A 25,398-nucleotide genomic window follows, 5' to 3' on the forward strand; every position below is an offset into this window, starting at 1 on the left:
CGCACGGACTCGCGCGTGGACCCATCATGACCCAGGTCAGGTGACCGTGATCTCCGCGAACATGCCGGCCGCATAGTGCCCGGGCAGGTTGCAGACGAGCTCGTACCTGCCCGCGGGGAGGTCAAGCGTCACCCAGCCGGTGGCCCCGGGCGCAATGCCGCTGTCCCCGCTCCCGCCACCTGCGTCAGCCACCTCGCCGAGGCTGCCGGACTCGTCGATCCGGCGGTCCGTTCCGGCGACCCGCGAGCCGGCACGCTGGTCGCCGTCGAGCGGCAGGACGACCAGCTCGTGGTTGCGCATCCCCGCGTTCGTCACGACGAACGACACCGTGCCGTGAGGAACTGTCGTCCGGTCGAGGTGCAGGTACATGCTGGCTGCCGATCTGTCGTTCCCACGCATCATCGGCCCGCCCATGTCCCCCACCACGGCGTGGACGACCGTGCCCGGAAGGTCCGGCACCGAGCTGTCGGTACCGGACCTCGGACCGAGCATCCCCGCGCGACCGCCGTTGCCGCCCCAGGTCACTGCGCGGGAGCTGTCGTGGTTCGCACTGCTCCACGCGACGACCGCCCCGGCCGACCCGAGCAGCAGCGCCACCGCCGCGACGAGGCCGGCGATCAGCCGGCCCCGTGGCGTCACGACAGCCATCATCGGCCTCCTCGCGCCGCGATCAGTGCCGCGCGATGGCTCTGATAGGTCTCCAGGTCGATCTCCCCGGCAGCGAACCGCCGGTCCAGGATGTCGACAGCTGAGTCCGGTCCCCCGAACCGCGGCGGAGCACTCGGTGTCGGCCCAGCGTGGCCGCTCGAGGGGAGCAGTCGCAGGACGAGCCAGATGATCAGTGCGATCAAGGCGATCCAGAACAGCCCCATGAAGATCCAGCCGACTCCAGTCATTCCGCCGCCATACCAACGCATCATGATCGTCTCCCACGCTCGACGTGTGTGGCGCCACGTCCGGGCACCTGGGAGCAGCCTCTCGCGTCCACCCGGCGATCTCGCCGAGGCGATGCAGAGATCTGATGAAGTTCTCGCCCCGAGAGCGGCCGGCCGTCAAGGATCCGGCTGACGGCGTCAAGAACGCGTCAAGGTCGACGAGGCGGCCCCCGCACAGCGGATGCACTGGATCCATGTCCCTCGCCGTCAGCCTGCCCAAGCGCCTCCTGGTCGGGCGGCCGCTCAGCTCCGCCAAGATGGGCGACACGCTCCTTCCCAAACGGCTCGCGCTGCCCGTCTTCTGCTCCGACCCGTTGTCCTCGAACGCGTATGCGACCGAGGAGATCCTGCTGGTGCTCTCGGTCGGCGGCCTGTCGTTGCTGCACCTCGCGCCGTGGGTGGCCGGCGCGGTCATCCTCCTGCTCACGGTGGTCGTCATCTCCTACCGCCAGACGTGCCACGCCTACCCCAACGGCGGCGGCGCCTACGCGGTCAGCCGCGCGAACCTCGGTCAGAACGCGGCGCTCGTCGCAGCGGGCGCCCTGCTCATCGACTACGTGCTGACGGTCGCCGTGTCGGTCGCCGCTGGGGTGTCGAACATCGTGTCGGCCTTCCCGGCGCTCGCCCCCCACGCTGTCTCCCTGTCGGCGGTCATCGTCGCCGTGCTGGCGATCGCGAACCTCCGGGGTCTACGGGAGTCAGGCACGGTGTTCGCGGTCCCCACCTACGCGTTCGTCGCGGCGATCTTCACGATGATCGCGATCGGGGTGTACCGCACCGCGACCGGCGCCGCTCCGGTCGCCGAGTCGGCACACCTCTCGATCGCCGCCGCGACCCCGGTCACCGGCGGGCTGCTCGTCGTGGCCGTCGTCCTGCGGTCGTTCGCGTCGGGGTGCACCGCGCTCACCGGCGTCGAGGCCGTCAGCAACGGCGTCCCCAACTTCCGGCCGCCCAAGAGCAAGAACGCGGCCGGGACGCTGGCGATCATGGCCGTGCTGACGATCGCCATGTTCATCGGGCTGACCACTCTCGCGATGGTCGCGCACGTCCACATCACTGACGACGTCACGCGACTGGTCGGTGCCCCGACCGGCTACGTCCAGCGCACCGTCATCGCGCAGCTCTCAGGGGCGGTGTTCGGGTCGGGGAGCATCGGCTTCTACTTCGTGCAGACGGTCACCGCGCTCATCCTCATCCTGGCGGCGAACACCGCGTTCAACGGGTTCCCGATCCTCGCCTCGATCCTGGGGCACGACGGCTTCCTCCCGCGTCAGCTGTCCCGACGCGGTGACCGACTCGTCTTCAGCAACGGGATCCTCATCCTCGCGGCCTTCGCAGTCGTCCTCCTGGTCGCGTTCGACGCCAGCCCGACGCGGCTCATCCAGCTGTACATCCTCGGGGTGTTCGTCTCGTTCACGCTGAGCCAGGCGGGGATGGTGCGGCACTGGTCGGCCAAGCTGCGCCTCGCTCGCGCCGCCGAGCACGGCACCATCCGTCGCGCCCGCGCGATCAATGGGTTCGGCGCGGCGCTGACCGCCGCTGTGCTCGTCATCGTGCTCGCCACCAAGTTCGCCCACGGCGCCTGGCTCGTGGTCGTCGCGATGCCCCTGCTGTACGCGGTCATGCACGCCATCAAGCGCCACTACGACCTGGTCGAGCGCGCGCTCGCACCGCAGCCCAGCGGCGTGCCGTTGCCGAGCCGCGTCCACGCCGTCGTCCTGATCTCACGGCTGAACACCCCGGCGCTGCGCGCGCTGGCCTTCGCCCGCGCGACCCGGCCGTCGACCCTGGTCGCCCTGCACGTCGCCACCGACCCAGCGGGCACCAGCAAGCTCATGTCCGAGTGGGACGCCCGCAACGTCCCCGTCGCCCTGACCGTCCTGGACTCCCCGTACCGGGACATCACCCGGCCCGCGCTGGACTACATCGCCGACATCCGGCGCCTGAGCCCGCGCGACGTCGTGGCCGTGTTCGTCCCGGAGTACGTCGTCGAGCACTGGTGGGAGCAGTTCCTCCACAACCAGAGCGCGCTGCGGATCAAGGCACGCCTCCTGTTCCAGGGGGGTGTGATGGTCATCAGCGTGCCGTGGCGGTTCGGGCACGAGCCCGACGCCGCCCCTCTCGTCGTCCAGGACGTGTCACGCTGACGCCATGGGGACAGACGAGGCGGGCGCCGAGCAGGTGAGACCCGGCGAGCTGCCGCGGCCGACCCCCGGTGTTCCGTTGGGCCGACGCCGGATCGGCCTCGGGGTGGCCCTCGTCGGGCTGCCGCTGCTCACGCTCGCCCTGGTGCAGGCCGACGGCGCGCTGGGCCTGGGCAGCGTGCTCCTGCTGTACCTGCTGATCGACGTCGTCGCCGCCGCCATCGGAGGCCTCCCGGCGGGGATCCTCGCGGCCGTGGTCTCCGTCCTGGCTGCCAACTGGTTCTTCGTCCCGCCGTTCCACACCCTGGCCGTCGAGACCCGGGACAGCGTCATCGAGCTCGTCGTCTTCGCCGTGGTCGCGCTGATCGTCAGCCTGACGGTCGACCTGGCCGCACGCGACCGCGCGTACGCGACACGCAGCGGGCTCGAAGCAGCCCTGCTCGCGCGGTTCGCTGCCATGCCCGCGGCCGAGCTGAGCCTGCCGGACGCGCTCGAACGGGTCCGGACCACGTTCGCGATGACGTCCGCCGCGCTCGTGCGCGAGCCCACGTCGGCGACGGCGACCCGGACCGTCGTCGCCAGCGTCGGCCCACGCTCCGATGCGCCCCCGAGCATCCGGATCACGGCCGGCCCCGGGCTCGCTCTCGAGGCGCACGGACCAGCGCTCTTCGCCGAGGACCGCCGACTGCTCGAACGGCTCGCGGCTGCCGCAGCGCGCGCCTGGGAGGGCCAGCACCTGGCCGCGCAGGCTGACGCGCTCGCCGAGACGGACCGGGGCCGCTCAGCCCTCCTCGCCGCGGTCGGCCATGATCTGCGCACGCCGCTGACCGGGCTCAAGGCGGCCGTGAGCAGCCTTCGTCAGGACGACGTCGCCTGGTCGCCGGACGAGGAGCAGCAGCTGCTTGCGACCATCGAGGAGTCGTCGGACCGGCTGACCGACCTCATCGCCAACCTTCTCGACATGAGCCGGCTCGAGGTCGGGGGCATCACGGCCCACGCCACCACGGTGGCCGTCGACGAGGTCGTCTCTCGGGCCGTGCTGGGAGTGCCGTCCGAGATCCTGAGCATGGACGTCCCTGACGACCTCCCGCTCGTGCGCGCCGACCCGGGGCTCCTCGAACGTGTCGTCGCCAACCTCGTCGACAACGCCCGGCGCCACAACCCACCGGGTCGCCGGTTCGAGGTCACGGCGGTGGCCTCGACAGCTCATGTGCACGTCCGAGTCGTCGACCACGGCGAGGGGGTGGCGCGCGAGCAGTGGCCCACGATGTTCGAGCCGTTCCAGCGCCTGGATGACAGGTCGGCCAGCACCGGCGTCGGGCTCGGGCTGGCGATCGTCCGGGGATTCTGCGAGGCGATGGGCGTTGCCGTCGTCCCGAGCGTCACCCCCGGCGGCGGCCTGACGATGACCCTCGAGCTCCCGGTCGCCGAGCCGTGACCAGGATCCTCGTCGTCGACGACGACCAGGTGCTGCTCCGCGCCCTGGCGATCAACCTGCGGGCCAGGCACTTCGAGGTCGAGACGGCGTCGGACGGCGCCGCTGCTCTCCGGGCCGCGAGCACCTTCCTGCCCGACGCGGTCGTGCTGGACCTTGGCCTGCCCGACATCGACGGTGTCGAGGTGGTCGCCGGTCTGCGCGGCTGGAGCGACGTCCCCATCATCGTGCTGTCCGCGCGGGACTCCCAGTGGGCCAAGGTCGACGCCCTCGATGCGGGTGCCGACGACTACGTGACCAAGCCGTTCGGCATGGACGAGCTGCTCGCGCGGATCCGCGCCGCACTCCGGCGGGGCACCCCCGAACCTCCGGCCCCGGTCGTACACACCGCGACCTTCACGGTCGACCTCGCGGCCAAGCGGGTGCTGCGCGCAGGAGCGGTCGTTCGGCTCACGCCGACCGAGTGGCACGTCCTGGAGATCCTCGTCCGCAACCCCGGCAAGCTCGTGAGCCAGCAGCACCTGCTGCGTGAGGTGTGGGGTCCGCACTACGAGCACGAGACGAACTACCTGCGCGTGTACCTGGCCCAGCTCCGACGCAAGCTGGAGGTGGAGCCGGCGCACCCGCGGCACCTGATCACGGAGCCGGGCATGGGCTACCGGTTCGAGCCGTAGCCACCTCACATTGACGCATGTCGATTTGTGCGAGAGCCTCGTGCTATCGACGCATGTCGATGAGTGCGGGCTGAGCCGCTCGCTCCGCCCACTGCCAGGAGGTCCGCATGGCCACGATCGAAGTCTTCGAGCCGGCGCTGTGCTGCGCGACGGGAGTGTGCGGCCCGGACGTCGACCAGCGGCTCGTGACCTTCTCCGCGGACACCGACCGGCTCCGGAGCGAAGGCGGGGACATCCGCCGCGTCAACCTCGCCAGCGAGCCCGCTGCCTTCGCCGCGAGCGATGCCGCCCGGCAGTTCCTGCAGCTCGCCGGGTCGGGCGGGCTCCCCCTGGTGCTCGTCGACGGCGTCACCGTCCTGACCGGCCGCTACCCGACCAGGGACGAGCTGAGCGCGTGGGCAGGGCCGGGCGCGGCGACGGACGCGCCGACGGACGCCCCGACCGCAGTGCCGGCCGGTGCCACGCTCCTCTCGCTCGTCGCCGCGAGCACATCCGGTGCGCGGGACGACGGCGCGTGCTGCGGGGGCGGCGGCTGCTGCTGATGCCTGCTCCGTCGTTCCTCGCGGCTGCCCCGCGCTTCCTGTTCTTCACCGGCAAGGGCGGGGTCGGCAAGACGTCGATCGCGTGCGCGTCCGCACTGGCGCTGACGGCGAGGGGTCGGCAGGTGCTGCTGGTCAGCACCGACCCCGCGTCGAACGTCGGGCAGGTCTTCGGCGTCACGATCGGGACGACCGTGACGGACGTCCCGGGCGTGGCCGGTCTGTCGGCGCTCGAGATCGACCCTGAGCAGACGGCGGCGACCTACCGCGAGCGGATCGTGGGGCCCGTGCGCGGTCTGCTTCCCGACGCCGACGTCCGCGCCATCGAGGAGCAGCTCTCGGGTGCCTGCACCACCGAGATCGCGTCGTTCAACGAGTTCACCGCGTTGCTGGCCGACCCCGCGGCCACCGACGGTTACGACCACGTCATCTTCGACACCGCACCCACCGGGCACACGCTTCGCCTGCTGCAGCTGCCGGGCGAGTGGACGGGGTTCCTCGAGGAGGGCAAGGGCGATGCCTCCTGCCTCGGGCCGCTGGCAGGGCTGGAGAAGCAGAAGGCCGCCTACGCCGACGCGGTCTCCGCGCTCGCCGACCCCGACCGCACCCTCCTGCTCCTTGTCGCCCGCGCTCAGCGCTCCGCGATCGACGAGGTCGCGAGCACGCACAGCGAGCTCGACGCGATCGGCCTGAGTCATCAGCACCTCGTCCTGAACGGGCTCATGCCCCGCCCGGACGACTCCTCCGACGAGCTCGCCCGCGCGGTCTACGAGCGTGAGCAGGCCGTCCTGGCTGACCTACCTCCGGCCGTGAAGGTGCTGCCGACGGACAGGATCGAGCTGAACGCCGCGACCATGGTCGGCCTCGTCGCGCTGCGCCAGCTGTTCGAGCCGGCGCATCTCGACCAGTCTCCGGTCCCGGAGATGCCCGTGGCCGCGGGGAGCCTGGCGCTGGCGGACCTCGTCGCGGAGATCGCCGCGCAGGACCACGGCCTCGTCATGCTCATGGGCAAGGGGGGCGTCGGCAAGACGACCCTGGCCGCCGCGGTCGCCGTCGCGCTCGCCGACCGCGGTCACGACGTCCACCTCACGACGACCGATCCGGCCGCGCACCTGTCCCAGACGCTGGTCGGCGCGGTCGACCGCCTCACCGTCTCCCGGATCGATCCGTCGGTCGAGACGGCCGCCTACCGCGACCGGGTCCTGCGCACCAAGGGTGCGTCGCTCGACGACCAGGGTCGGGCCATGCTCACCGAGGACCTGCGCTCGCCGTGCACGCAGGAGATCGCCGTGTTCCAGGCCTTCTCCAGGGTGGTCCACGAGGCGACGCGCTCGTTCGTCGTCATGGACACCGCACCGACCGGACACACGCTGCTGCTGCTCGACGCCACCGGGTCCTACCACCGCGACGTCGCCCGTCAGCTGGGTCCGACCGGACACTTCACCACCCCGATGATGCGGCTCCAGGATCCCGGGCACACCAAGGTCATCGTCGTCACGGTCGCCGAGGCCACACCGGTCCAGGAGGCCACCGAGCTCGCCGGCGATCTCGAGCGCGCGGGGATCCGTCCGTGGGCGTGGGTCGTCAACGACTCCCTCGCAGCGGCCGGGCCGTCATCTGCCCTGCTACGTCGACGTGCCGCCGCCGAGCTCCCCGAGATCGAGAAGGTCCGATCCCGCACGCCGCGCACCGTCGTCGTGCCGTTGCTGGCCCGGGAGCCCGTCGGCATCCCGGCGCTGCGTGCGCTCGCGGGACAGTCGCTGCTCACGGAGCCGACGCACCGCTGAGCCGACGCACCGCTGAGCGCTCTACTATCTGCATATGGATGCAGACAGAGAAGCAAGGGTCCTCGACGACGAGCAGGTCCTCCTCGCCGTCGAGGTCTTCCACATGCTCGCCGACCCCACGCGGGTCCGGCTGCTGTGGGCGCTCATCGACGGCGAGCTGCCGGTCAACGAGCTCGCCGCGCAGGTGGGGAAGCCCGCACCGTCGGTGTCCCAGCACCTCGCGAAGCTGCGCCTCGCCCGCCTCGTCCGCACCCGACGGGTGGGAACGAGCGTGTACTACCGGATCGAGAACGAGCACATCGCGCAGCTCGTGACCGATGCCGTGCACAACGCCGAACATGCTGCGTCGGACTCCCCCGCGCACCACCGCCCACCCGCCGAGCTCAGGCGCCTGCACGTCGGCGAGCCCCGCCAGGAACGAGACGCACGATGAGCCACGGGTCCGGGCACCGGGTGCCGCATTCCGCAGGTGCCGAGCACACCCACGATCACGATCACGGTCATGACCATGACCACGGGCACGAGCACGCGACTGGCATCCGCGGGGTCCTCCAGGGGCTGTTCACCCCGCACAGCCACGACGCTGCCGACTCGATCGACGACGCCCTCGAAGGCAGCGCGCGCGGGATCCGGGCAGTCAAGGTCAGCCTCGTCGGTCTCGGCGCCACGGCCGTCGCGCAGCTCGCGATCGTTGCCGTGTCGGGCTCGGTCGCGCTGCTCGCCGACACGGTGCACAACTTCTCCGACGCCCTGACCGCCATCCCCCTGTGGATCGCGTTCGCACTGGCCCGGCGCGCGCCGAGCAAGACCTACACCTACGGGTACGGCCGCGCGGAAGACCTCGCGGGCCTGTTCATCGTGGCCATGATCGCGCTGTCCGCCGTGGTCGCCGGCGTGGAGTCCGTGCGTCGGCTGATCTCGCCCCAGGAGGTCAACAACGTCTGGTGGGTGGCGGCAGCGGGACTCGTCGGGTTCGCGGGCAACGAGCTCGTCGCCCTGTACCGCATCCGCGTGGGGCGGCAGATCGGGTCGGCTGCGCTCGTCGCCGACGGGCTGCACGCCCGCACCGACGGATTCACGTCGCTGGCCGTCCTCGTCGGCGCCCTCGGCGTCGCGTTCGGCTTCCCGCTGGCCGACCCGATCGTCGGCCTCGTCATCACCGTCGCGATCCTCGTCCTGCTGCGCAGCGCCGCGCGCGACGTCTTCCGCCGTCTGATGGACGGTGTCGACCCTGCCCTCGTCGATCGCGCCGAGCACACCCTGGCGTCAGTCCCCGGGGTCCTGGGCGTCCGCCGGGTGCGGATGCGGTGGATCGGTCATGTGCTGCACGCCGACGCGGTGCTCGACGTCGATCCGGCGGTCGCCCTCGCTGACGCCCACACGATCGCCCATGACGCCGAGGAGAGCCTGAAGCGGGCGATCCCCCGGCTCAGCGAGGCGGCGATCCATGCCTACGCCCACCCCGGCGAGAGCCACGCCGACCACCCCGACGAGGTCGCCGCCTAGGTCGACCGCGCGACAGCGCGGCGTCCGTGCGAGCATGCGGTCGTGGGCCAGTGTCGCCGGCCCCGACGGAGCGGAGGGACCTCGTGACACTGCGGGGCACGGGGGCGTCGGCGGCCGAGGTCGACGCCCACGAGACGTCGATCCGGCGGTGGTTCCTCTCCGCGGACGAGCGCGGCAACCCGAGCACGTCGCTCGACGGCCGCCGTCGTGACGGCCTCGCCTGGTCGACTGGCAACAGCATCCGCTCGCTGGTCCACGGCGCCGCCTACTTCGCCGAGCTCCACGCCGCCGTCGCGGCCATGGAACGCGGTGACCTGCTGCTCTTCACGGACTGGCGCAGCGACCCCGACGAGCTGCTGACCGGACCCGGGTCCGAGGTCGGGTCGGTGTTCGCCGCTGCGGCTCGCCGGGGCGTCGACGTCCGCGGGCTGGTGTGGCGCTCGCACCTCGACCAGCTCAGCTTCAGCGCCAGCACGAACCGCGCGTTCGGGGACGAGATCGAGGCGGCCGGTGGCCAGTGCCTGCTCGACATGCGTGTCCGGCGACTCGGCTCGCACCACCAGAAGTTCGTCGTGCTGCGCCACGCGCGCCACCCCGAGCGCGACGTCGCGTACATCGGCGGGATCGACCTGTGCCACGGCCGCCGCGACGACGCCCATCATCGCGGAGACCCCCAGGGCGAGCCGATGGCCGCTGTCTACGGGTCGCGACCGCCGTGGCATGACGTCCAGCTCGCAGTCCAGGGTCCCGCGGTGGGCGACGCCGAGACGGTCTTCCGCGAGCGGTGGGACGACCCCGCGCCGCTGAGCCGCAGCCCGGTGCGCATCGCCGTGGACCTGGTCCGCGGTCAGGACCGGTCCCCGCGCCCGATGCCACCTCAGCACCCCGACCCTGCCCCGTGCGGGTCGACGGCCGTCCAGCTGCTGCGGACGTACCCGAACCGGACCCCGGGCTACCCGTTCGCACCCCAGGGTGAGTTCAGTGTCGCGCGCGGGTACCGCAAGGCCGTGGCCCAGGCCGAGTCGCTGATCTACGTCGAGGACCAGTACCTGTGGTCGGTCGACGTCGCGCGGGTCTTCGCCGACGCCCTCGCCCGCCGACCCGCGCTGCGGCTCGTCGTGGTGATCCCGCGCTTCCCCGACCAGGACGGGCGCATCTCGATACCGCCGAACCTGCTGGGACGAGAGGGAGCCATGCGGCTGCTCCGGGCCGCGGGTGGGCCGCGCGTGGCCGTCTACAGCATCGAGAACGACGACGGAACGCCCGTCTACGTCCACTCCAAGGTCTGCGTGATCGACGACACCTGGGCGTGCGTCGGCTCCGACAACGCGAACCGCCGCTCGTGGACGCACGACAGCGAGCTCGGCTGTGCCGTCGTCGACACCCGCACGGACGCGTCGCACTCGTGGGCCCGGTCGCTGCGACACGACCTGAGCCTCGAGCACCTCGGCACCGGCGCGGACGTCACCGAGCTGGACGATCCGGTTCGCTCGTTCGACGCGTTCCGGCGGTCGGCCGCGGCCCTCGACGACTGGCACCGGCGCGGACGTCGTGGCCCCCGGCCTCCCGGTCAGCTGCGCAGGTACACCCAGCCCGCGCTCTCACCGTGGACCCGCGCCTGGGCCACCCCGCTCTACCGGGTCGTCTTCGACCCGGACGGTCGCTCGGCGGGCAGGCGCTGGGCACGACACTTCTAGCCGCTCTGGCTCACCGCTGGGCTCACCGCTCTGGCTCACGCCGTCGGTGCGGCGGGGGCCGCTCACGACGCCTTGGTCCTGGCCTTCCTGGCCGTGGCGGTCGTCTCCGGCTGCGGCTCGGCGGCCGCACGCCTCGTCCGCACCCTGGGCTTCGACGGCGCGGGTGCGGCCGGCGCGCTCGTCACGCGCTCACCGGGGCCGTCGTCGGCGGCCGTCGCCTTCCTCGTCTTCCTCGCTGCGGGCGGTGCCGACGCGGTGCGGGCGCGCTTCGTGCCACTCGCGCGCTCCGGTCCCCCTGCTGGCTCACCTCGAGCTGCGCGAGCCTTCTCGACGCTGCGCTGCAGCGCGGACAGAAGGTCGATGACCTCGCCACCGGAGGCCCGCCCGGAGCTCGCTGCCGTCTCGCTCTCGTCGGGAAGCGGGGTCGCTCCACCCGCCGCGACCTTCGCCTCGATGAGCTGCTCGAGCGCGGCCTGGTAGGTGTCCTCGAACGCGGAAGGATCGAAGTCCGACGCGAGCGACTCGACCAGCGAGGACGCCATGCTGAGCTCCTGCGGTCGGACCGTGATGTCGGTGTCGAGGACGGGGAAGTCGGCCTCGCGCACCTCGTCGGGCCACAGCAGCGTCTGCAGGCAGATGACGTCGTCGCGCACCCGTAGCACCGCCATCGACTCCCGTTGGCGCAAGGCGACCTTGACGACCGCCATCCGCTCGGTCGCGGCGAGCGCCTCGCGCAGCAGCGCGTACGGCTTCGCCGCGGTCTTCTCCGGCTCGAGGTAGTACGTCTTGGCGAGCATGATCGGATCGACCTGGTTGGCCGGCACGAACTCGAGCACGGAGATCTCACGCTCGGTCGACAAGGGCAGCTCGGCCAGGTCCTCGTCGCTGAGGACGACCATCTGCCCGTCGTCCGTCTCGTACCCCTTGGCCAGGTCGCTCATCTCGACCGTCTCGCCGCAGATGCTGCACTTCTTGGCGTAGCGGATTCGACCTGCGTCCTTGCGGTGGACCTGGTGCAACGGGACCTCGTGCTCGCCGGTTGCGGCGTACAGCTTGACCGGTACGTTGACCAGACCGAAGGCCACCGCACCCTTCCAGATGGCGCGCACCTCACACCTCCTCGCCCGACCAGCCCGCCGGTGACCCCGCCGCGCCGGAATGTCCGTGTCTGGGCAGGATGGACCCGTGCAGCCCATGCTCGCCACCCGAGCGGCCGGTCGGGACGAGATCCCGACAGGTCCCGACTGGGTCTACGAGGTCAAGTGGGACGGCGTGCGGGTCCTCGCGGACACCACCCGCGGCCCGCTCCGCCTGCTGAGCAGGACCGGCCGTGACGTCACGGTGGCCTATCCCGAGCTCGCGGGGCTCGGAGCCGTCCAGGGGGCCGTCCTCGACGGCGAGGTGCTCGCGATGGACGCCGGGGTCCCGTCGTTCGAGGCCCTGGCTGAGCGCATGCACGTGCGCGACCCCGCCAGGGCGGCCACCCTCGCGAGCCGTCGTCCCGTGTCCTACCTCGTGTTCGACGTGCTCCAGCTGTACGGCGTCGACCTGACGCGGAGCTCGTTCGACGAGCGCCGGGCGACCCTCGAGCGTCTCGACCTGCCTGCCGCGGCGCAGCTGTCGCCCCTCTACCCCGACGTCGACGACCTGTGGGAGGTCACGCGCGAGCACGGCCTGGAAGGAGTCCTCGCCAAGCGTCGCGCGTCCACGTACCAGCCGGGTCGCCGCTCCCCCGACTGGGTCAAGGCGACCCACCGCTCGACCCGGACGGCGCTGGTCGGCGGCTGGCGGCCTGTGGCCGGCAGTGCGTCGCTCGGCTCCCTCATGCTCGGCGCCCCGGACCGTGACGGGCGGCTGCGGTGGCTGGGACGTGCCGGCAGCGGACTCGCGGGGCCGATCGGCACCGTCGTGGTCGGTCGCTTCGCGTCGCTCGCACGCACCACCAGCCCGTTCGACGACGTGCTGCCGACCGCGGAGACCGTCGGCGTCCACTGGTGCGAGCCGACGGTCCTCGTCGACATCACCTACCTGGCACGCACCCGGTCGGGACGACTTCGGCATCCCGTCGTGCGCGGCGTGCGCGACGACGTGCCCGTGGATGCCTGGGAGGTCCCCTGACACCGCCGCGTGCCCGGCCCGGCGATACTCGCACCGCGCGCTCCGACGTGGTTGGTTGGGACCGTGACCAGTCAGCAGGAGTCGCCGTCCGAACCTCCGAACCAGCACTCCGGTGAGCCGCACCGCGGCGGTCTCGCGCAGCGACTGAACTGGCTGCGTGCGGGCGTGCTCGGGGCGAACGACGGGATCATCTCCGTCGCCGCGATCGTCGTCGGCGTCGCGGGGGCCACCTCGTCGTCCAACCAGATCCTCACAGCCGGGGTCGCCGGGCTGGTCGGTGGCGCGGTCTCCATGGCGCTCGGCGAGTACGTCTCGGTCAGCAGTCAGCGGGACAGCGAGAACGCGCTCATCGCCAAGGAACGGCTCGAGCTCGAGACCGACCCCGACGCCGAGCTGGCCGAGCTGACGGGCCTGTACGAGGCGCAGGGTCTGAGCCTCGACACCGCACGTCGGGTCGCCGAGGAGCTGACGGCGCACGACGTCCTCGCCGCGCACCTGTCGACCGAGCTCCACATCCAGCAGGACGACGTCGTGAGCCCGTGGCATGCGGCCTTCGCCTCCGGGCTGTCGTTCACGATCGGAGCAGTCCTGCCGATGGCCGCGATCCTGCTGCCGCCGGCGTCCGCACGGGTACCTGTGACGTTCGCCGTCGTGCTCGTCGCACTCGCGCTCACCGGAGCGCTCAGTGCCCACATCGGGGGCAGCTCACGATGGAGGGCGGCCACCCGGATCGTCGTGGGCGGGGCGCTCGCCCTGACGGCGACCTTCCTGATCGGCGCACTGCTCGGGACACGCGTCAGCGGGTAGCGACAGGCGGCTCAGCGCTAGCGCCAGGCGGCACCGGCGGCGCGTCTGCCGGCCACCAGATGAGTTGTGCGGTGCGGGCAGCCAGCAGGAACGAGCCCGCGAACAACCAGCCACCCAGCACGTCGGTCGGCCAGTGGACGCCGAGCCACACCCGCGACCAGCCGACGCCGGCCGCCCACGCCGAGGCCGCGACCCACACCGCCACCCGCCCAGATGCGCGCTTCAGGTGCCGGCTGACGGTCCAGGCGACCAGCCCGGCCGCCACCGTCGCGGCGGTGGTGTGGCCGGACGGGAAGGCGAACCCGCCGGCGGCGCCGGCCCAGTCGGTGAGCGGGGGCCGTATCCGTGCGGTGGCGCGGTTGATCCCGAGGCCGAGGGCGACGCCGACGCTGCCGACGCCCACGAGGAGGGCACCCGCCCGGACCCGGGCGAACCGCCGCGTCTCGACTGCCGCCGCCACGCCCGCCAGGACGACGAGAGGGAGCGCGACGTTCGTCTGCCCGAACCAGCTGAAGCCCCGCGCCAGTCCGATCGTCGCCGCGGTGCGCTGGTGCAGCGCCCACTCGTGCAGCCAGCTGTCGAGCTGCGGGACCCCGGGCGCCTCGTGGTGGGTCCACACCACGAGGGCCGCCAGGCCCGTCGCGAGGCATCCCGCGCCGATCCCCGACCGCATCGCGGCGCGACCGGCGCGCAGCCCGTCCCGACGCCCGCGATCCATCCCGGCAGTCTCCCAGCCGCGCGCGCGGACGTCCTGCGCAGGGCGCCCGGTGGGCGCTCGACGTGCGAACCACGGGAATTCCCGGAGAATTCGTCGGCAGGGGCAGAGCCGTGGTTCGTCGACGTGGAGAGGACCGAGGAGATGACTTCGGAAGGTGCGCGGATCGTCGGCGCGGGTCGAGCGGCGTCGAAGAGCCGACAGATGGAGTGGGCTGCACGCGCCGGCCTGACCGCCCGCGCGGTCGTCTATCTCCTCATCGGCGTGCTTGCTGTGCTCGTCGCCCAGGGCCGACCCGCCGAGGTCGACCAGAAGGGCGCCCTCGCGGAGGTCATCTCCCACCCGTTCGGCGGCTGGCTCGTCGGCCTCGCAGCTGCCGGCTTCGCCGGCTACGCGTTGTGGCGGCTGTCCGAGGCGGCGTTCGGCGTCGTCGGCAAGGGACGTGCCGTCGGCCCACGGGTGCAGTCGTTCGCGCGCGGCCTCATCTACGCGTTCCTCGCGTTCTCGGCGATCTCGTTGCTGCAAGGCTCGAACACCGGCCAGAGCACCCAGCAGAAGGGGTACGCAGCTGCGGTCATGGCCCACCCGGGCGGCCGATGGCTCGTCGGGATCGCCGGAGCGGTCGTCGTCGGCGTCGGCGTCGCGCTCGTGATCGAGGGTCTCCGGCTGACGTTCATGCGGAACTTCTCCGCCCTGCCAGCGCGTGTCCGGACGCTGGTCACCCAGCTCGGGCGCGTCGGGACGACCGCTCGCGGGCTCGTCTTCGCGCTCGCGGGCGCACTCGTCGTGGCGGCCGCCTGGACGTACGACCCGGACAAGGCGGGCGGGCTCGACGGCGCGCTGAAGACCCTGCGGGATCAGCCCTTCGGTCCCGTGCTGCTCACCCTGGTCGGCCTCGGCCTCGTGGCGTTCGGCCTGTACGGCCTCGCCGAGGCGCGCTACCGCCGCGTCTGACCTCCGACCCTCCGACGAAGGACCCCCATGCCCACCTCGCACTCCACCGCCCCGTCCCACCGCGGCCCTGCTGCGGCATCCGCGGACTCCTCTCCGGCAGGCGGGGGACGGGCCGTTGCGCTGCGCCTCGCCGGTGGGGCCGTGGGGATCTGGGCAGTCATCGGCCTGATCGGGCTGCTCATCACCCGTGTCGTCAGTCCTGACGGCCCGCCGTCGTGGGACGCGGGCACCATCGACTGGCTCGTCGCACATCGCACGCCGACGATGAACACCGCAACCCACATCGGGAGCAGCATCTCCGACACCAACACCGCGATCGCGGTGACGGTCGTCGTCGTGCTGCTGCTCCGGTGGCGCCTGGGGCGCTGGTTCGAGTCGTGGGTCGTCGTGGCAGCGATCGCCGGAGAGCTGCTCGTGTTCGTGGCGATCACGGCGACGGTCCACCGGGCCCGCCCGGACGTCGAGCGTCTCGACCCCGCCCCGCCGACCTCGAGCTTCCCGTCCGGGCACACCGCCGCGGCGATCGCGCTCTACGGCTGCGTGGCGATCCTGCTGCTCGTCCTGTGGCCAGGGGTCGCGTCACGCCTCGCTGCGTGCGTGCTGTTCGCCATCCCGTTCGTGGTGGGGTTCTCCCGCCTGTACCGCGGCATGCACTTCCCGAGCGACGTGCTGTTCGGCGCGATCGGCGGGGCGCTGTGGTTGACCGTGGTCATCACGACGCTCCTCCCCCTGCGACCGAGCCACGGCACGCACGCACGGTCCGTCCGTGGCCCGACGGCGGCTCGGTAGCCCCTCAGCTCGCGCCCGCAGCCCGCCGTCGCGGGCTCATGTGTCGTGGGCTCATGCGGGTCTCACTCGTCGACGGGCACGCAGACGTCGAGGGCGCGTGCCGACATGGTGAACGTCAGGACCTCGGCCGGGTCGCGCAGGTCACCGTCGATCTCGACGGGCACCTGGACCGGCCACCGCACCACGATCTCGGCTGCGCGTCGCCGCTGCAGCTGCCAGGGCTGCGGTCGGCGGCCGATGACGACGTTCACCCCGAGGCCGATCCACTGGTACCACCGCCGCGGCGTCAGGATCGCCACGTCCAGCATGCCGTCGTCGGGCACTGCGTCGGGCATGAGGATGATCCCGCCGGTGAGGGTGCCGACGTTGCCGACAACGACCCCGATGCCCGACACCACCTCGCTCCGCCCATCGAGCTCGAGGGTGATCCTCATCCGCTCGACGTCGCGCATCGCCCGCGCACCTGCAAGGGCGTAGGCAGCCCAGCCGATGCGGCTCTTGAGCTGGTCGGACGTCCGTTCGAACAGCTGCGCGTCGAACCCGGCGCCGCCCATCACCACGAACGGCTCGCCGTCGAGGGAAGGGACGTCGATGCGCCGCAGGTGGGCGGCGCCGATGACCTCGGCCGCCGACTCGAGGTCCGTGGGGATGCCGAGGTTGCGTGCCAGCAGGTTGCCGGTGCCCGCCGGGAGCAGGCCGAGCGGTACGTCGCCGCCCGCCAGCGCCGCCGCGCAGGCGCGAACGGTGCCGTCCCCACCGCACGCGATCACGAGGTCCGCACCGGCGGCCAGCGCATCACCGCACTGACCGCGGCCGGGGTCCTCGGCCGTGGTCTCGAACCACAGCACGTCGTTGATGCCCGCCGACTCGAGCACACGCGCGATCTCGCGACGGGGGTCGGTACCGTCGCCGAACTTGCTGGGGTTGAACACCACGGCGGGGCGCACGGGATTCGTTGCCATCGTCAGCTGCCAGGCCTCTCGAGCGAAGGGTCGCTGCACCGTACCGCCTCGTTCCGGGCGCGGCGCGGCCAGCGCGAGCCGTGCGGCCGTTGCGGTGCCACGATGGTCCGATGCCCGCCACGAGACCCGCCGCCGCCACGCCGCCGACCACACCCCGCCGCACGGACCCGGATCACGTCGCGCACCTCCTGGCGGTGGACCGGGAGGAGACCCTCGGGCGACTCGCCCAGCTGGCCGCTGACTTCGATGAGCTCGTCGCCGCGACCTTGAGCTCCAACGACGACGACGAGCACGACCCGGAGGGCTCGACGCTGGCCTTCGAGCGGTCGCAGGTCGACGCACTCGCGCAGCAGGCGAAGCACCACCTGGCCGAGGTCGAGGCTGCCATGGCCCGGCTCGCGGACGGGACGTACGGCGTGTGCGAGTCCTGCGGTCAACCGATCCCGCCGGAACGCCTGGAGGCCCGACCGGTCGCCCGGAGCTGCATCGGCTGCGCGCGCACCTGATCCACCCTGCGGCGTCCGCGACCTGACTACCAGGGATCTCGGACCTCCCTGCCAGGACACTCCCAGACGGACCTGCCACCCTCCAGACCGACCACGAAGCGCTGTGTCTCGGGTGAAGGGTGACGTGGAGACGACTGTGAATGCCGACTCCATGTCGGCGATCCGCCTCGGCGGGCCGCCGGCGGGATGGGCGACCGCATTCGGACGGGCGGCCCAGAGGGCGCCCCTCACATTCTCCTTGCTCGTCACGTTCTGGGTGGTCGGTGCGAGCACCGGAAGCCTGCTGCGTGGCCCTCGTGGCCCCTTCCGGAGCACGGTGCTCCTCGAGGGCAGGCCCTCCCTGGGACACCCGCTGACGTGGATGGCGTCGTTCCTGTGGTCGACCAACCTCGACGGCTACGTCTGGGGCACCGTCGCGCTCCTCACGCTCGGGGTGTTCGTCGAGCAGCGCCTCGGCACGGCTCGGTATGCGCTCGCCCTCGTCGCGACGCACGTGCTCGCCGGCGCGACGCTGGCCGCGAGCTCGCTCGTCCTCAGCTGGCTCGAACCGTCGTGGACGCGCTCTTTCCTCGCGATCCACTACGGCGGGCCGACCGTCGGCGTCATCGGTTCGATCCTGGTGGCGAGCGCCTCGCTCCCGGTGCTGTGGAGGCGCCGGTTGCGCGCAGGCGGGCTGACGCTCTTCGCGACGATGGCACTCTTCGACGGCGGCGGCGTCGCGGTCCTTCTGGTTGCTGCCTCGGTCGCCGGCCTGCTCCTCGGACGTCTCCTGGTGCGGGCGGCCGCGCGGCCCAGCCCGGTGAGCTCGGTGCACGAGGCGCGCGTCCTGACGTCCGTGATCGTCGCGGCCACAGCTGTCGGCCCGCTGCTGGCCACCGTCACCCCGCACCCCACGGGGCCCTTCGCGGTGCTCGGCTACCTGGTCTCCGACGTCCACGGCTCAGCTCCCCGCGCCGTGCGAGAGCTGTGCGCCGAGGCTCCGACCTCCGCCGCCTGCGCGATCGGCCGCCTGAACCTGCACCCCGGCATCGGCGTGACCCTCATGGCCTGCCTGCCGGCACTGCTCCTGCTCCTCTCGGCCGCGGGGCTGCGGCGCGGCAGCCGGGGCGCGTGGGTCGCCGCGCTGTCACTCGAAGGCGTCCTCGCCGCAGTCGCGGTGGCGGACTACTTCCTGACGATCGCTGATGCCGGCAGCGTGGTCGCCACGTTGTCGTTGACCGACCAGCAGCCCGCACTGCTGCTCACCCATCTCGTGCTGCCCTGCGTCGTCCCGCTGACGGCGGCGGTCGGCGTCCTCCTGTTCGGCCGTGACCTGTTCACGGTGGGATCCCCCGCCGGGCACTACCGCCGACGTGGACTCCAGATGGCGGCGCTGCTGACGGTGTCGGCCGCTGTCTACGTGGCGGTCGGTCTCGCGGTCGGTGGGCAGTGGGTGACGGCACCGACGGCCTGGTCGCTCCTGACCGACTTCCCGCTGCGGCTCGCACCCGCCGGTATGGCGCTCGGCGCCCTGCCTGACCGCCTCCCGGCGGGGCCTGCGGCCCACGTCCTGTTCGACTGGATCGGCGTCGCGTTCTGGGCCGGCGTCTGTGTGCTCGTCTCGCGCGGTCGCCGCACCGGACCTGCCCAGACCGGCAGCCAGAACGCCGCGGCCCAGGCGATCCTCGTCGAGAACGGCGGGCCGTCGCTCGCGTGGATGGGCCTCTGGCGCGGCAACCAGTACTGGTTCAGCTCGACCGGCACCACCTACGTCGCGTACCGCGTGATCCAGGGCGTGGCGCTGACGATCGGCGACCCTGTCGGTCCGGACGCGGAGCGGGCGGCGGCCGTCGTCGAGTTCGCCCGTTACTGCGAGTCGACCGGCACCGCGCCCTGCTTCTACTCGGCGACGGCAGGCCTCGAGGAGGTCTGCCGCTCCGCGGGCTGGGGCAGCGTGCAGATCGCGCAGGAGACCGTCCTGCCGCTCGGGTCCGTCGTGTTCACCGGGAAGAGGTTCCAGGACGTCCGCACGGCGCTCAACCGCGCTCGGCGCGAGGGCATGCGCACCGAGTGGATCGACTACCGGAAGGCGCCGATCAGCATCGTCCTGCAGATACAGGCGATCTCTGAGGAGTGGGTGGCCCAGCAGCAGCTGCCTGAGATGGGCTTCACCCTGGGCGGTGTCGACCAGCTCAACGACCCGCACGTGCGGTGCTCGGTGGTTCTCGACTCCGCGGGGTCGGTCCACGCGGTCGCCTCGTGGCTCCCGATCTACGCGTCAGGCGCCGTGACGGGCTGGACCATCGACTTCATGCGCCGGCGGACCGACGGCTTCCGGCACGGGACCGAGCTCCTCATCGCACAGGCAGCCCTGGACTTCCAGGCTGAGGGGTACTCCGTGCTGAGCCTGTCCGGGGCTCCGCTGGCTCGCATCGACGAGACCGCTGGTCCCGCCGGCGCCGCCGTGGCCCGACCCGACCCGCTCGACCGGTTGCTCGACCTCGTCGGCACCAGGCTCGAACCGGTGTACGGCTTCCGATCCCTGATGCGCTTCAAGGCGAAGTTCCAGCCCGAGCTCCGACCGTTGTACCTGATCTACGCGGACGCGGCGGCGCTCCCCGCGATCGGTCGCGCGGTCGCGCGTGCCTATGTCCCCGACGCATCCCTCGGGATGCTGCTGCGGCTCTTCAACCGCCTGATGCTGAGGTCCGCGCACGACGCGAAGGCCCGTCCCGCGGTGCTGCCCGCCGAATCGTCCTCGACCCCCGACGACGCGTTCACCCCGGACGACCCCGACGCGCCAGGCGACCGACGACCCGATCCGACCGACCACGCCACGGTCCGCACAGCGACCGCGACCCGCCCATGAGGAGTCTCGTGCACGCCCTGCTTCGCTTCCCGGTACTCACACCGGTGGTCCTCGGCACGGCCTTCGCCCTCGCCGCCATGACCGTGATCCTGCTGGCCGCTCGACGGACGACCCGATGGCCGGCGCTCGCCGCCGCCGGCGTCGTCGGTGGGGCCATGGTCGGCGTTCTCGCGCTGTGGCTCGTGGAGGGCGTTGCGGACGTGTTCGGTCCTGCGCTCGGCTGGTCGACGCGCGCCTGGGTCGTCGGGTGCTGTGCCGCGCTCGGCCTCGCCGGGATGAACTGGCGACGCTCGACCGTGCGACGGAAGGTCGGGGCGGTGCTCGGATCTCTCGTCCTCGTGGCGGCCTCGGTCCTCGGTGTGAACGCGCTGTACGGCCTCAACCCGACGGTGGGCTCCCTGGTCGGTGTGGCCACCGTCGACCAGCTCACGTTGCCCGCTCCGGTCACCTCGCCCGGTACCGGCGCAGCCACCGCGACCGCTGCCGCGGGCCCGCTGTGGCAGATCTGGACCGCGCCGGCCGGCATGCCGTCCGTCGGCACCACCGGTACCCAGTCGATCCCGAGCACGGTCTCGGGCTTCACCGCCCGGGCGGCCGGCATCTACCTCCCACCGGCCGCGTTGACCGCGCACCCGCCGACACTGCCCCTCGTCGTCCTGCTCATGGGCCAGCCGGGGAACCCCGATCCCCAGTACGTCGCCGCGGTCCTCGACCGGTACGCCGCCGCGCACCAGGGCCTTGCGCCGATCGTCGTCGTCGCCGACCAGCTGGGAGACCCGACGAAGGACACTCTCTGCCTCGACACGGCGCAGTTCGGCAAGGTGGAGAGCTACGTCAACGAGGACGTCCTGCCGTGGGCGCACGCGCATCTGAACGTCATGACCGACAGGGCGCACACGACGATCGCCGGCTACTCCAACGGTGGCCAGTGCGCCATCTCGTTCGTTGCCAAGTACCCCGACCTGTGGGGCAACGTCCTCGACATCTCTGGAGAGGAGTACCCCGGGGCCGACCACGCCGCGGAAGTGCTCAAGGACATCTTCACGGGCGACCAGAAGGCGTACGACGCGCAGAAGCCCACCGTCATCCTGGGCCAGCACTCGTACCCGGACACGGTCGGGATCTTCACCGTGTCGACCAACGACCCGGCGTACATGCCGGGCGCCAAGCGCGTGGCTGCAGCCGCCAAGGCCGCAGGGATCCAGGTCACGTACTTCGAGGTCCCGAACGGCGGCCACGTGATCGGTGCACTCAACGGTGGCCTCGAGGAGGGCTTCGCCGTGCTCTACCCGCGGCTCGGGCTGAGCCAGCAGTAGCGACGCGCGACGGTGGCCGGCGTCAGCGTGCGATGGCAGGCCCAGCCAGCACGAGCACGACGACGCACACGACGGCCACTGCCATCGCCGCCGTGAAGGGCAACCGGCTGCGCGGGTCCGCGCGCGAGGCGACCGCGCCGACGCCCGCCAGCGCCAGGGCTGCTCCCCCGCCGACCCACGCGGCCGGCGACGGCGGACCGGCGGGGGCCAGGACCACGAGGACCACGGCCGCCACGAGCGCGCCGAGGGCCATGAGGGTGGTCCGGGCTCGGCCCAGCCGGTGCGGCAGCCCGCTGACCCCCGTGGCCGCATCGTCCTCGAGGTCGGGCAGCACGTTGGCGGCGTGCGCGCCGAAACCGAGCAGCGACGCCCCGGCGGTCGCCCACCAGGCCGCGACCGGGCGCCCGGGCTGGGCGAGGGTGACGAACTGGACCAGGAGCCCGAACGACACCGCGTACGGCAGCCATGACAGCACCGTGCGCTTGAGCACCAGGTTGTAGGCCCACGCGCTCGCCACCGCGAGCAGGTGCACGACGCCTGGCAGCCATCCCGTCGCGAGGGACATCGGCACGCACGCGGCCACGGCCACGGCGGCCGCGGTGCGGAGCTCTCTCGCACTGAGCAGCCCGGCGACCACAGGCTTCCCCGCGCGTGCCACCGCGAGGTCGCGGGCGGCGTCCAGCCAGTCGTTCGACCAGCCGACCGACAGCTGGCCGGCGAGGACCGCGGCGGCGACGAGCAGTGTTGTCGCCGGCTCAGCGCCGACTCCCGCAGCGAGGGCCGCTGCCAGTCCGGTGACGACGACGGTGGGACCTGGGTGGAATGCCAGCACGAGGCCGCGCACGGCTCGCCACGACCACCACATCCGCCGCTCCCGTCATCGACACCCGGCGGCTGAGGTTAGCAATACCTGTGCTGACCGCCGACGGCATGACACGATGCCGAGATGTCGCATCTGGTGACCGTCGCTCCCGTCCTCCCCGAGCACCGCTATGACCAGTCAGAGATCACGGCGACGATCGGGCCGCTCCTGACGTCGAACCCTGCGCGGCGGGCGGTGCTCGACCGCTTCCACGCCGCGAGCGGCGTCAGCACCCGTCATCTGGCGCTGCCGCTCGAGAAGTACGCGGGCCTGACGTCGTTCGACCAGACCAACGACCTGTTCGTGGCGATCGGCTCGGAGCTTGCCGAGCGGGCGGTCAGCCAGGCGCTCGCGAGCGCAGGTCTGGCGCCCGCCGACGTCGACTTCGTGCTCTTCACCTCGGTGACCGGGGTCTCCGCGCCGTCGATCGACGCCCTGCTCGTCGGCCGACTGGGCCTGCGACCGGACGTGAAGCGGCTGCCGTCCTTCGGCCTGGGCTGCGTCGGCGGCGCGGCAGGCATCGCTCGCGTCCACGACTACCTGGTCGGCCATCCACGGGACGTGGCCGTGCTCGTGTCGGTCGAGCTGTGCTCGCTCACCGTTCAGCACGGTGACGACTCGACGGCGAACCTCGTCTCGAGCGGAATCTTCGGGGACGGCGCCGCCGCCGTGGTCATGGTCGGCGACGAGCGTGCGGCCTCGATGGACGCGAGGGGCCTCCAGCTGGTCGGGACGCGCAGCGTGATCTACCCGGACTCCACCGGAGCCCTCGGCTGGGACATCGGCGGCAGCGGCTTCCGGATCGTCCTCGGTGCGGGCCTCGCCGACGTCGTCGAGCAGCACATCGGCGACGACGTCCAGGCGCTGCTCGCTCAGCACGGAGCCGTGCCGGCCGACGTCACGACCTGGATTGCCCACGCCGGCGGGCCTCGCATCCTGGAGGCCGCCGAGCACGCGCTGTCCCTGCCCCCGGCCGCGTTCGCCCGCAGTCGTGCGTCCCTCGCGCGGGTCGGCAACCTGTCGTCCGCATCGGTGCTGCACATCCTGGCTGACGTCCTTGCCGACGCGAGCCCGGCGCCCGGCGAGCTCGCGGTGCTCTTCGCGTTCGGGCCGGGCGTCAGCGCCGAGGTCGTGCTGCTGCGCCGGCCGGCCACCGGAGTCCGGCCGTGACCGTCACCCTCTACCTCGTCCTGCTCGGCGCTGTCGCGGTCGAGCGCCTCGCCGAGCTGGTCGTGTCGGCCCGGAACGCGCGCTGGTCGTTCGCTCGCGGAGGCACCGAGCACGGTCGAGGGCACTTTCCGGCGATGGTCACGCTGCACACGGCTCTGCTCATCGGCTGCGCCGCCGAGGTGGTGCTCGCCGACCGACCGTTCCTGCCAGCCCTCGGCTGGGTCGCCCTGGTTGCTGCGCTGGCCAGCCAGGTGCTGCGGTGGTGGTGCATCGCCGTGCTCGGGCCGCGCTGGAACACCCGGGTGATCACCGTGCCGGGGCTGCCCCTCGTGAGCTCGGGGCCGTACCGGTGGCTGCGGCACCCCAACTACGTCGCCGTCGTCGTCGAGGGCTTTGCGCTGCCCCTCGTCCACACCGCGTGGGTGACCGCCCTCGTGTTCACGGTGCTCAACGCGGTGCTCCTGGGCTGGTTCCGCATCCCCGCCGAGGAGCGCGCGCTCGGGTTGGCGCCGCGCAGCGTCGAGCACCCCGCGACGACCGCGGGCGGACCTGCATGAGCGTCCGCCTGGATGCGGACGTCCTCGTGATCGGCGGTGGCCCGGTCGGGCTCGCCGCAGCGATCGAGGCGCGACTCGTCGGCTTGAGCGTCATCGTCGTCGAGCCACGCACCGCACCGATCGACAAGGCGTGCGGCGAGGGGCTCATGCCGGGCGCGATTGCGGCCCTCGACCGGCTGGGGGTCGACCCGCCGGGACACCGCATCGTCGGGATCAGCTACCGCAACCGTCACCAGCACGCCGAGCACGAGTTCAGCGCGGGGTTCGGCCGGGGCGTGCGGCGCACCGCGCTGCACACGACCATGCTCGAGCGGGCCCTCGAGCTCGGGGTCGAGCAGGTGACCGGGCGGATCGGCACGGTGACCGACAGCCCGGGGATGGTCGAGGCGGCCGGGCTGAGGGCCCGATGGCTGCTCGCGTGCGACGGGTTGCACTCGACGGTCCGGCGTCGGACCGGCCTCCAGGTGCCCGCAGACCACTCGGGACGACTCCAGGTGCCGTCCCGCTACGGGCTGCGTCGCCACTTCGTGGTCCCGGCGTGGACCGACTTCGTCGAGGTCTACTGGGGCAGGCACGCCGAGGCGTACGTCACTCCGGTGGCCGAGGACCTCGTCGGGATCGCGCTGCTCGGGCCGCGGTCGGTGGACTATGACGCGGCGCTGACCGAGTTCCCTGAGCTCGTCGAGCACCTCGCGGGGGCTCGGCCCGCCGGGCCGGTGCGCGGGGCAGGGCCCCTGCGTCAACGGAGCGTGCGGCGCACGATCGGCAACATCCGCCTGGTCGGTGACGCGTCGGGCTATGTCGACGCCTTGACGGGCGAGGGCCTGCGCGTCGGGTTCGCCCAGGCGGCGGCGGCGATCGCCTACCTCGACGACCCGGCCGGCTACGAGCGCGCCTGGGCCCACGTGACCCGGGACTACTGGCTCCTGACGACCGGGCTGCTGGCGTGGGCCTCGTCACCGGCCCGGGGTGCGATCGTCCCGTTCGCTCACCGCGCACCGGCGGTCTTCGGCAGGGTCGTGAACGCGATCGCCGGCTGACCTCGGGCGCCTGTGTCCGACGCGGCGAGCCGCCTCC

Annotated in this window: 24 protein-coding genes; 18 read left to right on the plus strand and 6 right to left on the minus strand. The window is 72.3% G+C overall.

The genetic code is table 11. The features are described from left to right. Positions 1-36 precede the first annotated feature (36 nt). Together DDP54_RS17730 and DDP54_RS17735 are read right to left on the minus strand one after the other, a co-directional pair. Positions 37-648, minus strand: coding sequence for a plastocyanin/azurin family copper-binding protein (locus DDP54_RS17730; protein WP_158274575.1), 612 nt, complete (start codon positions 646-648; stop codon positions 37-39). After that, positions 648-896 (minus strand): hypothetical protein, encoded by a 249-nt coding sequence (locus tag DDP54_RS17735; protein WP_197711488.1) that lies wholly within the window; start codon positions 894-896, stop codon positions 648-650. Before DDP54_RS17735 ends, DDP54_RS17730 begins: the two co-directional genes overlap by 1 nt. A 233-nt stretch (positions 897-1,129) precedes the next feature. On the opposite strand from DDP54_RS17735, the gene DDP54_RS17740 reads away from it, so the two are divergent. From DDP54_RS17740 to DDP54_RS17775, 8 genes are all read left to right on the plus strand, one after another. Further along, the gene (locus DDP54_RS17740) at positions 1,130-3,082 is read left to right on the plus strand and encodes an APC family permease (protein ID WP_109133307.1); all 1,953 of its coding nucleotides are present in this window, start codon (positions 1,130-1,132) and stop codon (positions 3,080-3,082) included. A gap of 4 nt (positions 3,083-3,086) precedes the next feature. Further along, complete coding sequence (locus DDP54_RS17745) at positions 3,087-4,517, plus strand: ATP-binding protein (protein ID WP_109133308.1); 1,431 nt, start codon at positions 3,087-3,089, stop codon at positions 4,515-4,517. Then, on the plus strand, positions 4,514-5,188 hold the full coding sequence (locus DDP54_RS17750; protein WP_109133309.1) for a response regulator: 675 nt from the start codon (positions 4,514-4,516) through the stop codon (positions 5,186-5,188). The genes DDP54_RS17745 and DDP54_RS17750 overlap by 4 nt, the downstream gene beginning before the upstream one ends. Positions 5,189-5,295: 107 nt before the next feature. Further along, positions 5,296-5,730 (plus strand): arsenite efflux transporter metallochaperone ArsD, encoded by a 435-nt coding sequence (gene arsD / locus DDP54_RS17755; protein WP_109133310.1) that lies wholly within the window; start codon positions 5,296-5,298, stop codon positions 5,728-5,730. After that, positions 5,730-7,514, plus strand: coding sequence for an arsenical pump-driving ATPase (gene arsA / locus DDP54_RS17760; RefSeq protein WP_109133350.1), 1,785 nt, complete (start codon positions 5,730-5,732; stop codon positions 7,512-7,514). The genes arsD and arsA overlap by 1 nt, the downstream gene beginning before the upstream one ends. A gap of 34 nt (positions 7,515-7,548) precedes the next feature. Further along, positions 7,549-7,947: a metalloregulator ArsR/SmtB family transcription factor gene (locus DDP54_RS17765; RefSeq protein ID WP_109133311.1), complete on the plus strand. Its 399-nt coding sequence runs from the start codon at positions 7,549-7,551 to the stop codon at positions 7,945-7,947. Continuing rightward, complete coding sequence (locus DDP54_RS17770) at positions 7,944-9,020, plus strand: cation diffusion facilitator family transporter (protein WP_109133312.1); 1,077 nt, start codon at positions 7,944-7,946, stop codon at positions 9,018-9,020. The genes DDP54_RS17765 and DDP54_RS17770 overlap by 4 nt, the downstream gene beginning before the upstream one ends. Positions 9,021-9,103: 83 nt before the next feature. Further along, the gene (locus DDP54_RS17775; protein WP_242448585.1) at positions 9,104-10,717 is read left to right on the plus strand and encodes a phospholipase D family protein; all 1,614 of its coding nucleotides are present in this window, start codon (positions 9,104-9,106) and stop codon (positions 10,715-10,717) included. 62 nt (positions 10,718-10,779) lie between these two features. Here DDP54_RS17775 and DDP54_RS17780 read toward each other — a convergent pair whose 3' ends face one another. After that, positions 10,780-11,826, minus strand: coding sequence for a Ku protein (locus DDP54_RS17780; RefSeq protein ID WP_109133313.1), 1,047 nt, complete (start codon positions 11,824-11,826; stop codon positions 10,780-10,782). 85 nt (positions 11,827-11,911) lie between these two features. Between DDP54_RS17780 and DDP54_RS17785 the strand changes: the two genes are divergently transcribed. Continuing rightward, positions 11,912-12,835, plus strand: a complete 924-nt coding sequence (locus DDP54_RS17785; RefSeq protein ID WP_347338546.1) for a DNA ligase — start codon at positions 11,912-11,914, stop codon at positions 12,833-12,835. A gap of 63 nt (positions 12,836-12,898) precedes the next feature. Then, positions 12,899-13,642 carry a VIT family protein gene (locus DDP54_RS17790; protein ID WP_197711490.1) on the plus strand — a complete coding sequence of 248 codons (744 nt, stop codon included), beginning with the start codon at positions 12,899-12,901 and terminating at the stop codon, positions 13,640-13,642. Here DDP54_RS17790 and DDP54_RS17795 read toward each other — a convergent pair. After that, positions 13,632-14,360, minus strand: coding sequence for a phosphatase PAP2 family protein (locus DDP54_RS17795; protein ID WP_109133315.1), 729 nt, complete (start codon positions 14,358-14,360; stop codon positions 13,632-13,634). The genes DDP54_RS17790 and DDP54_RS17795 overlap by 11 nt on opposite strands. 141 nt (positions 14,361-14,501) lie before the next feature. Here DDP54_RS17795 and DDP54_RS17800 point away from each other — a divergent pair, with 141 nt between their 5' ends. After that, positions 14,502-15,311, plus strand: a complete 810-nt coding sequence (locus DDP54_RS17800; RefSeq protein ID WP_109133316.1) for a DUF1206 domain-containing protein — start codon at positions 14,502-14,504, stop codon at positions 15,309-15,311. A gap of 27 nt (positions 15,312-15,338) precedes the next feature. Beyond that, positions 15,339-16,100 (plus strand): phosphatase PAP2 family protein, encoded by a 762-nt coding sequence (locus DDP54_RS17805; RefSeq protein ID WP_109133317.1) that lies wholly within the window; start codon positions 15,339-15,341, stop codon positions 16,098-16,100. A 62-nt stretch (positions 16,101-16,162) separates the two neighbouring features. Here the strand turns inward: DDP54_RS17805 and DDP54_RS17810 are convergent, their stop codons facing one another. Continuing rightward, positions 16,163-17,062, minus strand: coding sequence for a diacylglycerol kinase family protein (locus DDP54_RS17810; protein WP_146192473.1), 900 nt, complete (start codon positions 17,060-17,062; stop codon positions 16,163-16,165). 110 nt (positions 17,063-17,172) lie between these two features. Here DDP54_RS17810 and DDP54_RS17815 point away from each other — a divergent pair, with 110 nt between their 5' ends. From DDP54_RS17815 to DDP54_RS17825, 3 genes are all read left to right on the plus strand, one after another. Next, complete coding sequence (locus DDP54_RS17815; protein ID WP_109133319.1) at positions 17,173-17,568, plus strand: TraR/DksA C4-type zinc finger protein; 396 nt, start codon at positions 17,173-17,175, stop codon at positions 17,566-17,568. Between the two features lie 124 nt (positions 17,569-17,692). Continuing rightward, complete coding sequence (locus tag DDP54_RS17820) at positions 17,693-20,416, plus strand: DUF2156 domain-containing protein (RefSeq protein WP_146192474.1); 2,724 nt, start codon at positions 17,693-17,695, stop codon at positions 20,414-20,416. A gap of 8 nt (positions 20,417-20,424) precedes the next feature. Next, positions 20,425-21,732 (plus strand): alpha/beta hydrolase-fold protein, encoded by a 1,308-nt coding sequence (locus DDP54_RS17825; RefSeq protein ID WP_109133321.1) that lies wholly within the window; start codon positions 20,425-20,427, stop codon positions 21,730-21,732. A gap of 22 nt (positions 21,733-21,754) precedes the next feature. Here DDP54_RS17825 and DDP54_RS17830 read toward each other — a convergent pair whose 3' ends face one another. Continuing rightward, on the minus strand, positions 21,755-22,597 hold the full coding sequence (locus DDP54_RS17830; RefSeq protein ID WP_109133322.1) for a UbiA family prenyltransferase: 843 nt from the start codon (positions 22,595-22,597) through the stop codon (positions 21,755-21,757). Between the two features lie 81 nt (positions 22,598-22,678). Here DDP54_RS17830 and DDP54_RS17835 point away from each other — a divergent pair, with 81 nt between their 5' ends. The 3 genes from DDP54_RS17835 to DDP54_RS17845 are packed head-to-tail and all read left to right on the plus strand — an operon-like array spanning position 22,679 to position 25,361. Then, positions 22,679-23,764, plus strand: coding sequence for a 3-oxoacyl-[acyl-carrier-protein] synthase III C-terminal domain-containing protein (locus DDP54_RS17835; RefSeq protein WP_109133323.1), 1,086 nt, complete (start codon positions 22,679-22,681; stop codon positions 23,762-23,764). Continuing rightward, positions 23,761-24,321 (plus strand): isoprenylcysteine carboxyl methyltransferase family protein, encoded by a 561-nt coding sequence (locus tag DDP54_RS17840; protein ID WP_109133324.1) that lies wholly within the window; start codon positions 23,761-23,763, stop codon positions 24,319-24,321. Before DDP54_RS17835 ends, DDP54_RS17840 begins: the two co-directional genes overlap by 4 nt. Beyond that, entirely contained in the window at positions 24,318-25,361 is a 1,044-nt protein-coding gene (locus tag DDP54_RS17845) for an NAD(P)/FAD-dependent oxidoreductase (RefSeq protein ID WP_197711491.1), read from the plus strand. Before DDP54_RS17840 ends, DDP54_RS17845 begins: the two co-directional genes overlap by 4 nt. Positions 25,362-25,398 lie beyond the last annotated feature (37 nt).

Source organism: Cellulomonas sp. WB94 (genome assembly GCF_003115775.1).
Taxonomy (GTDB): domain Bacteria; phylum Actinomycetota; class Actinomycetes; order Actinomycetales; family Cellulomonadaceae; genus Cellulomonas_A.

Bases quoted from the DNA above. Each gene is read 5' to 3' on its own strand.
- DDP54_RS17805 (WP_109133317.1), top strand. From the start codon at position 15,339: ATGCCCACCTCGCACTCCACCGCCCCGTCCCACCGCGGCCCTGCTGCG.
- DDP54_RS17830 (WP_109133322.1), bottom strand. From the start codon at position 22,597: ATGTGGTGGTCGTGGCGAGCCGTGCGCGGCCTCGTGCTGGCATTCCAC.
- DDP54_RS17745 (WP_109133308.1), top strand. From the start codon at position 3,087: ATGGGGACAGACGAGGCGGGCGCCGAGCAGGTGAGACCCGGCGAGCTG.
- DDP54_RS17770 (WP_109133312.1), top strand. From the start codon at position 7,944: ATGAGCCACGGGTCCGGGCACCGGGTGCCGCATTCCGCAGGTGCCGAG.
- DDP54_RS17735 (WP_197711488.1), bottom strand. From the start codon at position 896: ATGACTGGAGTCGGCTGGATCTTCATGGGGCTGTTCTGGATCGCCTTG.
- DDP54_RS17800 (WP_109133316.1), top strand. From the start codon at position 14,502: ATGACTTCGGAAGGTGCGCGGATCGTCGGCGCGGGTCGAGCGGCGTCG.
- DDP54_RS17810 (WP_146192473.1), bottom strand. From the start codon at position 17,062: ATGGCAACGAATCCCGTGCGCCCCGCCGTGGTGTTCAACCCCAGCAAG.
- DDP54_RS17740 (WP_109133307.1), top strand. From the start codon at position 1,130: ATGTCCCTCGCCGTCAGCCTGCCCAAGCGCCTCCTGGTCGGGCGGCCG.
- DDP54_RS17765 (WP_109133311.1), top strand. From the start codon at position 7,549: ATGGATGCAGACAGAGAAGCAAGGGTCCTCGACGACGAGCAGGTCCTC.
- DDP54_RS17785 (WP_347338546.1), top strand. From the start codon at position 11,912: ATGCTCGCCACCCGAGCGGCCGGTCGGGACGAGATCCCGACAGGTCCC.
- DDP54_RS17845 (WP_197711491.1), top strand. From the start codon at position 24,318: ATGAGCGTCCGCCTGGATGCGGACGTCCTCGTGATCGGCGGTGGCCCG.
- DDP54_RS17835 (WP_109133323.1), top strand. From the start codon at position 22,679: ATGTCGCATCTGGTGACCGTCGCTCCCGTCCTCCCCGAGCACCGCTAT.
- DDP54_RS17815 (WP_109133319.1), top strand. From the start codon at position 17,173: ATGCCCGCCACGAGACCCGCCGCCGCCACGCCGCCGACCACACCCCGC.
- DDP54_RS17730 (WP_158274575.1), bottom strand. From the start codon at position 648: ATGGCTGTCGTGACGCCACGGGGCCGGCTGATCGCCGGCCTCGTCGCG.
- arsA (WP_109133350.1), top strand. From the start codon at position 5,730: ATGCCTGCTCCGTCGTTCCTCGCGGCTGCCCCGCGCTTCCTGTTCTTC.
- arsD (WP_109133310.1), top strand. From the start codon at position 5,296: ATGGCCACGATCGAAGTCTTCGAGCCGGCGCTGTGCTGCGCGACGGGA.
- DDP54_RS17795 (WP_109133315.1), bottom strand. From the start codon at position 14,360: ATGGATCGCGGGCGTCGGGACGGGCTGCGCGCCGGTCGCGCCGCGATG.